The organism is Porphyromonas sp. oral taxon 278 str. W7784, assembly GCF_000467855.2.
In the GTDB taxonomy this organism is placed as follows: domain Bacteria; phylum Bacteroidota; class Bacteroidia; order Bacteroidales; family Porphyromonadaceae; genus Porphyromonas.
This window is the reverse complement of the sequence record NZ_KI259243.1, coordinates 1-6,546: the sequence shown is the minus strand read 5'-3', so window position 1 is coordinate 6,546 and position 6,546 is coordinate 1. Positions and strand designations below refer to the sequence as shown.

General features: G+C 57.3%; 6 protein-coding genes and 1 tRNA gene. 5 read left to right on the top strand and 2 right to left on the bottom strand.

Annotated elements, in window-relative coordinates; all coding sequences use genetic code 11:
* Window positions 1-305 precede the first annotated feature (305 nt).
* The 5 genes from HMPREF1556_RS05795 (at window position 306) to trxB (ending at window position 3,738) form a co-directional block, all read left to right on the top strand.
* Window positions 306-381, top strand: a tRNA-His gene (locus tag HMPREF1556_RS05795).
* 109 nt (window positions 382-490) lie between these two features.
* Entirely contained in the window at window positions 491-1,408 is a 918-nt protein-coding gene (locus HMPREF1556_RS05790; protein WP_021667416.1) for an HAD family phosphatase, read from the top strand.
* 9 nt (window positions 1,409-1,417) lie between these two features.
* On the top strand, window positions 1,418-2,086 hold the full coding sequence (gene ung / locus HMPREF1556_RS05785) for a uracil-DNA glycosylase (RefSeq protein ID WP_021667415.1): 669 nt from the start codon (window positions 1,418-1,420) through the stop codon (window positions 2,084-2,086).
* 157 nt (window positions 2,087-2,243) lie between these two features.
* A complete protein-coding gene (locus tag HMPREF1556_RS05780) occupies window positions 2,244-2,747 on the top strand; it encodes an RNA polymerase sigma factor (protein WP_021667414.1) in 504 nt (167 codons plus the stop codon).
* Between the two features lie 46 nt (window positions 2,748-2,793).
* On the top strand, window positions 2,794-3,738 hold the full coding sequence (trxB, locus tag HMPREF1556_RS05775) for a thioredoxin-disulfide reductase (RefSeq protein WP_021667413.1): 945 nt from the start codon (window positions 2,794-2,796) through the stop codon (window positions 3,736-3,738).
* Between the two features lie 105 nt (window positions 3,739-3,843).
* Here the strand turns inward: trxB and HMPREF1556_RS05770 are convergent, their stop codons facing one another.
* Window positions 3,844-4,383 (bottom strand): ClbS/DfsB family four-helix bundle protein, encoded by a 540-nt coding sequence (locus tag HMPREF1556_RS05770; RefSeq protein ID WP_021667412.1) that lies wholly within the window; start codon window positions 4,381-4,383, stop codon window positions 3,844-3,846.
* A 249-nt stretch (window positions 4,384-4,632) separates the two neighbouring features.
* Window positions 4,633-6,546: outer membrane beta-barrel family protein (locus HMPREF1556_RS05765; RefSeq protein WP_021667411.1), on the bottom strand; the 1,914-nt coding region annotated here is incomplete at its 5' end.

Below are 6,546 nucleotides of genomic sequence, written 5' to 3'. Positions count from 1 at the left end.
CGACCTACCGTAGGTCGTTTTTGGGGGGTGCCCGAAGGCGCTGTCTAGACGGGCTGGAGAGCGGGTTTGAAGACTGGGGTTGCTTCCCCTCGAAAAGCTGAGATTTCTTGGGCGGAGGGAACGGGTGGCAGGCTTATCGTTTTTAGGGGGACGGATCGCTTCTTCCTTCCCTTGAGAGTAGGGCTTTAGGACGGCTGTTGCACTTGGGGGGGATGTGCAACGGGGTAAAGCTTGTGGAGGCCTTTGGTGGATTAAGAAACTATTATTACCTTTGCAGTGCTCAAGCGGAAAGCAGAGCAGTACATGGTGGTTGTAGCTCAGTTGGTTAGAGCACTGGATTGTGGTTCCAGGTGTCGTGGGTTCGAATCCCATCTTCCACCCTCACTCACGAGTGACTAGTTAGTCTCCCACGAGTAAACCTAACGAAAGAGCGTCTGACTGTCTCACAGTCAGGCGCTCTTCTTTTGTATTCACCCTGAGCTACCTTCGCATGTTGCCTCACCTACAGCATCTCTATCTCTTCGGCCAGCATGCCGAGTCGCTTGCCCCGGAGCTTCGGAAGCTCCTCACGGAAGCGCTTGGCCTGTCGGAGGCTCAGCTCCTTAGTCGAGCGGACGAGGCTGGGCTGTGGCTGTGTTGGGGAGGCTTAGGGGGAAAGCTTCAGCGAGTAGGGGAGCTGGGGGAAGGCAAGGAGGAGGCTCTTCGAAGCAAACTCCTCACGGCGCTCATCCCTTGGACACGGGAGGCGAAGGCCTCAGTTTACTTCCCTTCGAGCGACGCCCTTCTGCCGATCACGCATGTGGCCTTCGACCTCGATGGGACGCTCACCACGGCGGAGCTCCTCCCCGAACTAGCCCGCAGGCTCGGGCGCTCCGACGAGATGGCTCGGCTGACTGATCAGGCGATGCGGGGGCTGGTGCCCTTCACCGAAAGCTTCCTTCACCGCACAGAGCTCCTCGAAGGGCTTGGGCGGGAAGCCTTCGACGAAGTCGTGCGTTCGATCCCCATCCCAGAGGAGAGCGTGCGCCTGCTACACGAGCTGGACCTTCCCCGAGCGATCGTCACGGGCGCTTATCTGCCCTTCGTCACGGCTTCGGCGGGGCGCCTGGGAGTCACGGACTATATAGGTAGTCCTGTGCGGTGGACCGAGGCGGGGCGCTTCGCAGGGCTCCAGCCCGAAGCGATCGTAAGTGCCGAGGGGAAGCGCACCTTCCTCACGGGGTGGACGGGTGGTGCCCTTCGCTCCACCCTCTACGTGGGCGACGGGGCGAACGACATCCCCGCCCTCGCAGCTGCGGGGCATGCCCTCCTCTACCAAGCCACCGAATTAGCAGGCTGTACGACACCCAGCCTTCGCACGTTAGTATTACGGATCCTCCGAGGTAGCGGGGCTCCGACACCTTCCTAATCTCCAAGCATGAATATACGCCTCGACGAAAGCTGGCGTAGAGCCTTAGCCCCCGAGTTCGATAAGCTCTACTTCGGCATCCTCACAGAGAAGATACGTAGCGAATACCGCTCCGGCTGGCCGATCTACCCGCCTGGGGGGATGATCTTCCGTGCGTTGGATCTCTGCCCTCTACCTGAGGTGCGGGTGGTGATCCTCGGGCAAGACCCTTACCACGGTGCGGGGCAGGCCGAAGGACTTTCCTTTTCTGTCCCCACGGGAGTAGCTATCCCTCCGAGCCTTCAGAACATCAAGCAGGAGATCGCTTCCGACCTGGGGCATCCCTCGGTCATCCCCGATGGAAGCCTGCTGAAATGGGCGGAGCAAGGCGTCCTGCTCCTCAATGCTACGCTCACCGTCCGAGCAGGGCAAGCGGGCTCGCACCAGGGTCTCGGCTGGGAGACTTTCACCGACGCTATCATCGAAGCCGTCAATAGAGAGCAGGAGCATGTGGTCTTCCTTCTCTGGGGAAGTCCAGCCCGGCGCAAGGGGGCGATGATCGACCGATCGAAGCACTTAGTCCTCGAGGCTCCTCACCCTTCGCCCCTGTCGGCATATCGGGGCTTCTTCGGTTGCCGGCACTTCAGCAAGGCCAATGCCTACCTGAAGCACTGGGGGAAGGCTCCCATCCTTTGGTAGCACCCGTCGCTATAGAATGGATCAATATACCGATACGTCTCGGAGCGGTGTGTCAGGCAAAATAATACTACCTTTATGTCGAATTAAAGACTAGAGTTGCTCCGATTGCTTTGATTTATGAGCACTCTCTATACCTTCCTTTTACAAGAATTAAGATATGGACGTACTCCAGATACAGAAGGACCTGATCGGTATGCAGGACTATATGAAGAACTTCGCCCGTACCCTCACTAAGGACGAGGCCGATGCGGAGGATCTGACGCAGGACACTACCCTCAGAGTACTCAACAATTACGACAAGTTCGTCGACAATGTCAATTTCAAAGGGTGGGTGCTGAAGATCATGCGCAATATCTTCATCAACAACTACCACAAGCTCGTGCGTACCCAGAGCTTCATCGACCCGAACGTAGATGCCTACAACGTCCCTCTCCTCAGCGAGGGCGGAGACAATACACCCGAAGGCTCGATGGATATCAAGGAGATCACGGGGGCGATCGCTTCGCTCCAGCCCTCCCTCAAGGAGCCCTTCTCCATGTTCGTCTCGGGCTATAAGTATAATGAGATCGCAGAAACCTTAGGGATTCCGCTCGGCACTGTCAAGAGCCGCATCTTCTTCGCTCGTCAGGAGCTACAGAAGAAGCTGCGTGACATGCGCTAGAGCCCTTCCCCTCCTCACTCTATCACCATTCACATAGACTACCATCATGAGTAGAGAACATCGCCGCTGCCTCATCATTGGCTCCGGTCCTGCAGGCTACACCGCCGCCATCTACGCCTCGCGCGCCAACCTCTCCCCACTGCTCTACGAAGGCCTTCAGCCCGGTGGACAGCTCACCCAGACCACTGAGGTAGAGAACTTCCCCGGATATCCCGAGGGGATCACGGGTCCCCAGTTGATGCAGGATCTTCGTGCGCAAGCTTCCCGCTTCGGAGCAGAGATCCGTTCGGGTCTAGCTACCAAGGCCGATCTGTCGAAGGCTCCCTATGTCGTCACCTTCAGCGACGGCGCTGAAGTCGAAGCCGACACCGTGATCATCTCCACGGGTGCCTCGGCCAAGTACCTCGGTCTCCCTGATGAAGAGAAGTACGCTGGCCTCGGTGTATCTGCCTGCGCCACGTGTGATGGGTTCTTCTATCGTGGTAAGAAGGTCGCTGTCGTCGGTGGCGGTGATACGGCTTGCGAAGAAGCGCTCTATCTGGCGAGTCTCGCCTCACATGTCTACATGATCGTGCGCAAGGATTACCTGCGTGCTTCGGATATCATGCGTCAGCGTGTAGCATCGAATGAGAAGATCACTGTCCTCTTCGAGCACAATACCCTTGGGCTCTACGGGGAAGATGGGGTCGAAGGTGCACATCTGGTTAAGCGCCTGGGTCAGCCCGACGAAGAGCGTGTAGATCTCCCTATCGACGGCTTCTTCCTCGCCATCGGTCACCACCCCAACTCCGAACTCTTCGCTGAGTACGTCGACGTCGATGAGGTCGGCTACATCAAGACCGAAGGTGCTACGCCCCGCACTCGTGTCCCTGGGGTCTATGCTGCTGGCGACGTCGCCGATCCCCACTACCGCCAAGCCGTGACGGCTGCTGCTTCAGGCTGTAAGGCGGCTATCGAAGCTGAGCGCTACCTCGGCGAGCACGGCCTCTAAGAGCCTGCTTACTTCATAGCACACGATCGCCCGTGGACTCCCCAGAGAGTCCACGGACGATCGCTTTTTGTACCCTCCCCAGTCGTAGGGTGAGAGGGCGGTAAACTACTTGGTGCAGGTCTTGATGTGCGCCTTGATCTTCTTCATCGCCCAGTCATAATGGCTGGCTGTCGCCGAGACGGCATAAGCACCAAGCGTAGATGTGCCCGTCCAATCGAATACTCCCTTGGCAAAGAGCTCTTCATCGCTGAAGGTCACAAGCAAGGTCATCACCGCTTGATGGCTCTCCTTCAGCATGCTTTTTGCCCTGTCGAGCGGTGTCATTTGGTGCTTCTTCCAGAGCTCAACGTTCATCGACGGATAGGTCTTCCAGTTGTAAGGCTCTGGGAGAAAGGGCTTGCGCTCACCGGCTTGATTAGCCTGAATCCAATGCAGTAGCAACTGGTGCCACTCGTATAGATGCACGAGCACATCACGCAGGTTCTTGTCCCTCGCCCAATGGGCCTCTTTGCCCATCGTCGCCATCTCTTCGGCGAAGGGCGCACGCTGTATCTCCTCATCCATCCCATCGATGAGTTGCCACATCTTGCAGAATTGTCCGTCGGCGGATGCTAGGAGGTCTGTCTTCGTTGTTGCTCTTGGCATAGTTCGTCTTTGTACTGGAAGAAAGTGAAGCGATTATCCCTCGAAGGTACCCGCCTGCAAGGGGGAGGTGAAAAAGGGACCTACGGTAGGTCGGCGTACCGACCTACGGTAGGTCGGTGAGGCGACCTACAGTAGGTTTTTTCGGCGACCTACCGTAGGTCGTTTTTGGGGCGCTCCAAGCCCGCTGTTTATGCGGGCTGGCGAAGGGCTAAGAAATTCGGTGAGAGAAAGGGTGTGGGAGGCGGGGCGCTACATGCGGGAGCGGAGCTCTTGGTTGCTCTTACGCTCCGACTTGCCTTCGATCGAGGCACCGAAGGAGTACGTCAGGCGAAGCGTGCAAGTAGGCACACTATTCTCATTGACGACGTGCATCCGATAGTTGGGTGTTTCGATGTCCATAAGGCTCTTATTGCACAGGAGGTTGTTGGCGTTCATAGCGATACGTAGCTTTCCCTGAAGGAGCGTGTAGGCAAGGCCGCCTCCGGCAGCGATGGTATGTCCGCTGCGTATCCCCCATGCGTAGCTTGGAGTCCTGTAGTAGAAGTAGCATGTGCCTTGGAAGGTCTTACTTCGGTTGAAGAAGAACGTATTGTTGAGGTTGACACCGTAGCCGAAGCTCGAGCCCCCGTACGTAGGAGTTGCTTCGGTATTGACCTTGGAGTCGGCGTACCAGAGACGCTGGGAGATGTAGGTCTGGAAGAAGCTAACCCGATTGAAGAAGAAGCTATTCTCGAGGCTGAAGGTCAGGGCCTTCTCAGCATTGTCATGCGTATAGCTCCCCTTGTTCGTCTTGGGGTCTAGGCGTATGACTTGTATGATGCCATCCCAGAGATAGCGACCGCCGAGCTGGAAGTTCAGCGCCCCTAGGAAGGTGTAGCCGAGGGTGAGCTGAGCCTGCTTCCCCGCACGCAGGTCTTCCTTCCCCCGCATGAAGGTGTATTGATTCTCATAGCTAGCGAAGGGCGAGAGCTGGCCGAAGTGAGGGCGATTGAGGCGCACGGTGCCGTTGAGGCTGAAGGCATGGCGGTCGCTGGGGTTGTAGCCCAAGAAGAGCGTGGGGAAGATATTGAGGTAGCTACGGAGATGCTTCAGTTGGCGACCGTTGTTTTCCCCTGCGGTGTGGGTGTACTCCATACGAAGGCCCGTGCGGAGATTCCACTTATCGGAGAGGGGATACTTCAGGTCGGCGTACAGAGCGTAGACGTGTTCGTCGAAGATGATCTTGTCGTGGCGTTCGCCCATGGAGCTCTTGGCATCGTAGTCACTTCGGTTGGTGGTGCGGGTCCAAGTGCCCTTAGCCCCGAAGCCCAGAGTCCCCTTACCCAAAGGAGTGAGGTAGTCTAGACTAGTGATGTAGGAGTCGGTATGCTGATCGGTCAGGGCATCAAAGTGGAAGTCCGAGCCAGGGATGGGAGTACCATTAGGCTTCAAGCCTCGGGAGGTGAAGTTGCGCCCCTCCTGACTTCGGTAGCCTACATAGTCGGCATCCCACGAGAGACGACGCTGGGGAGCGGACTTGAAGGTCTTCTCAAGGTGAACGTTCGCCGTAGTATAGCGGCTCTTGTTCGTCTCGTCGGCAACGCCAGGGAGCAGGCGTAGGAGTTCACGAGCCCCACTGGAGAGGACGCGCCAGTCTCGGCTATCGTTCTCTCGTCGAGTATTGTCCTCCTCCGGAGCATAGGATACATTGAATCCCATCGAGAGCTCAGGGGTGAAGGCATAGTCTAGCCCTGCTCGTAGGTTGAGGTAGGGATTCTTCCCCTTGTAGTAGGTCTGGCTGGAGTAATAGCTGCTCTGCTTGGGATAGTAGCGGTAGGTATCCATGTGCCCATCGTAGTCGGCCTTCCCTCCCCCGAGCTGGAGGGAAGCGGTGACTTTGTCCTTCTTGTAGTTGAGGCTGGTATTGAGCCCGTACCGTAGGAGGTCCCTTCTCACACCGAAGCTGGGGGAGAGGCTTCCTCCGAAGAAATCATTCTTGACCTTCTTCATGACGATATTCAGCACACCTGCATTCCCCTCGGCTTCGTACTTAGCGGGCGGAGTGGTAAGTATCTGGATCTCCTCGAGGTCGGACTGTGAGTAGGAGCGGAGGAGGCTGATCAGAGCAGCTCCCGAGAGGCGGATGCGCTTTTCGTTGATGAGGACGATCACCCCGCCCTTACC

Excerpts from the sequence above, each read along its gene's own strand:
- HMPREF1556_RS05790 (WP_021667416.1), top strand. The coding sequence starts at position 491 with ATGTTGCCTCACCTACAGCATCTCTATCTCTTCGGCCAGCATGCCGAG.
- ung (WP_021667415.1), top strand. The coding sequence starts at position 1,418 with ATGAATATACGCCTCGACGAAAGCTGGCGTAGAGCCTTAGCCCCCGAG.
- HMPREF1556_RS05780 (WP_021667414.1), top strand. The coding sequence starts at position 2,244 with ATGGACGTACTCCAGATACAGAAGGACCTGATCGGTATGCAGGACTAT.
- trxB (WP_021667413.1), top strand. The coding sequence starts at position 2,794 with ATGAGTAGAGAACATCGCCGCTGCCTCATCATTGGCTCCGGTCCTGCA.
- HMPREF1556_RS05770 (WP_021667412.1), bottom strand. The coding sequence starts at position 4,383 with ATGCCAAGAGCAACAACGAAGACAGACCTCCTAGCATCCGCCGACGGA.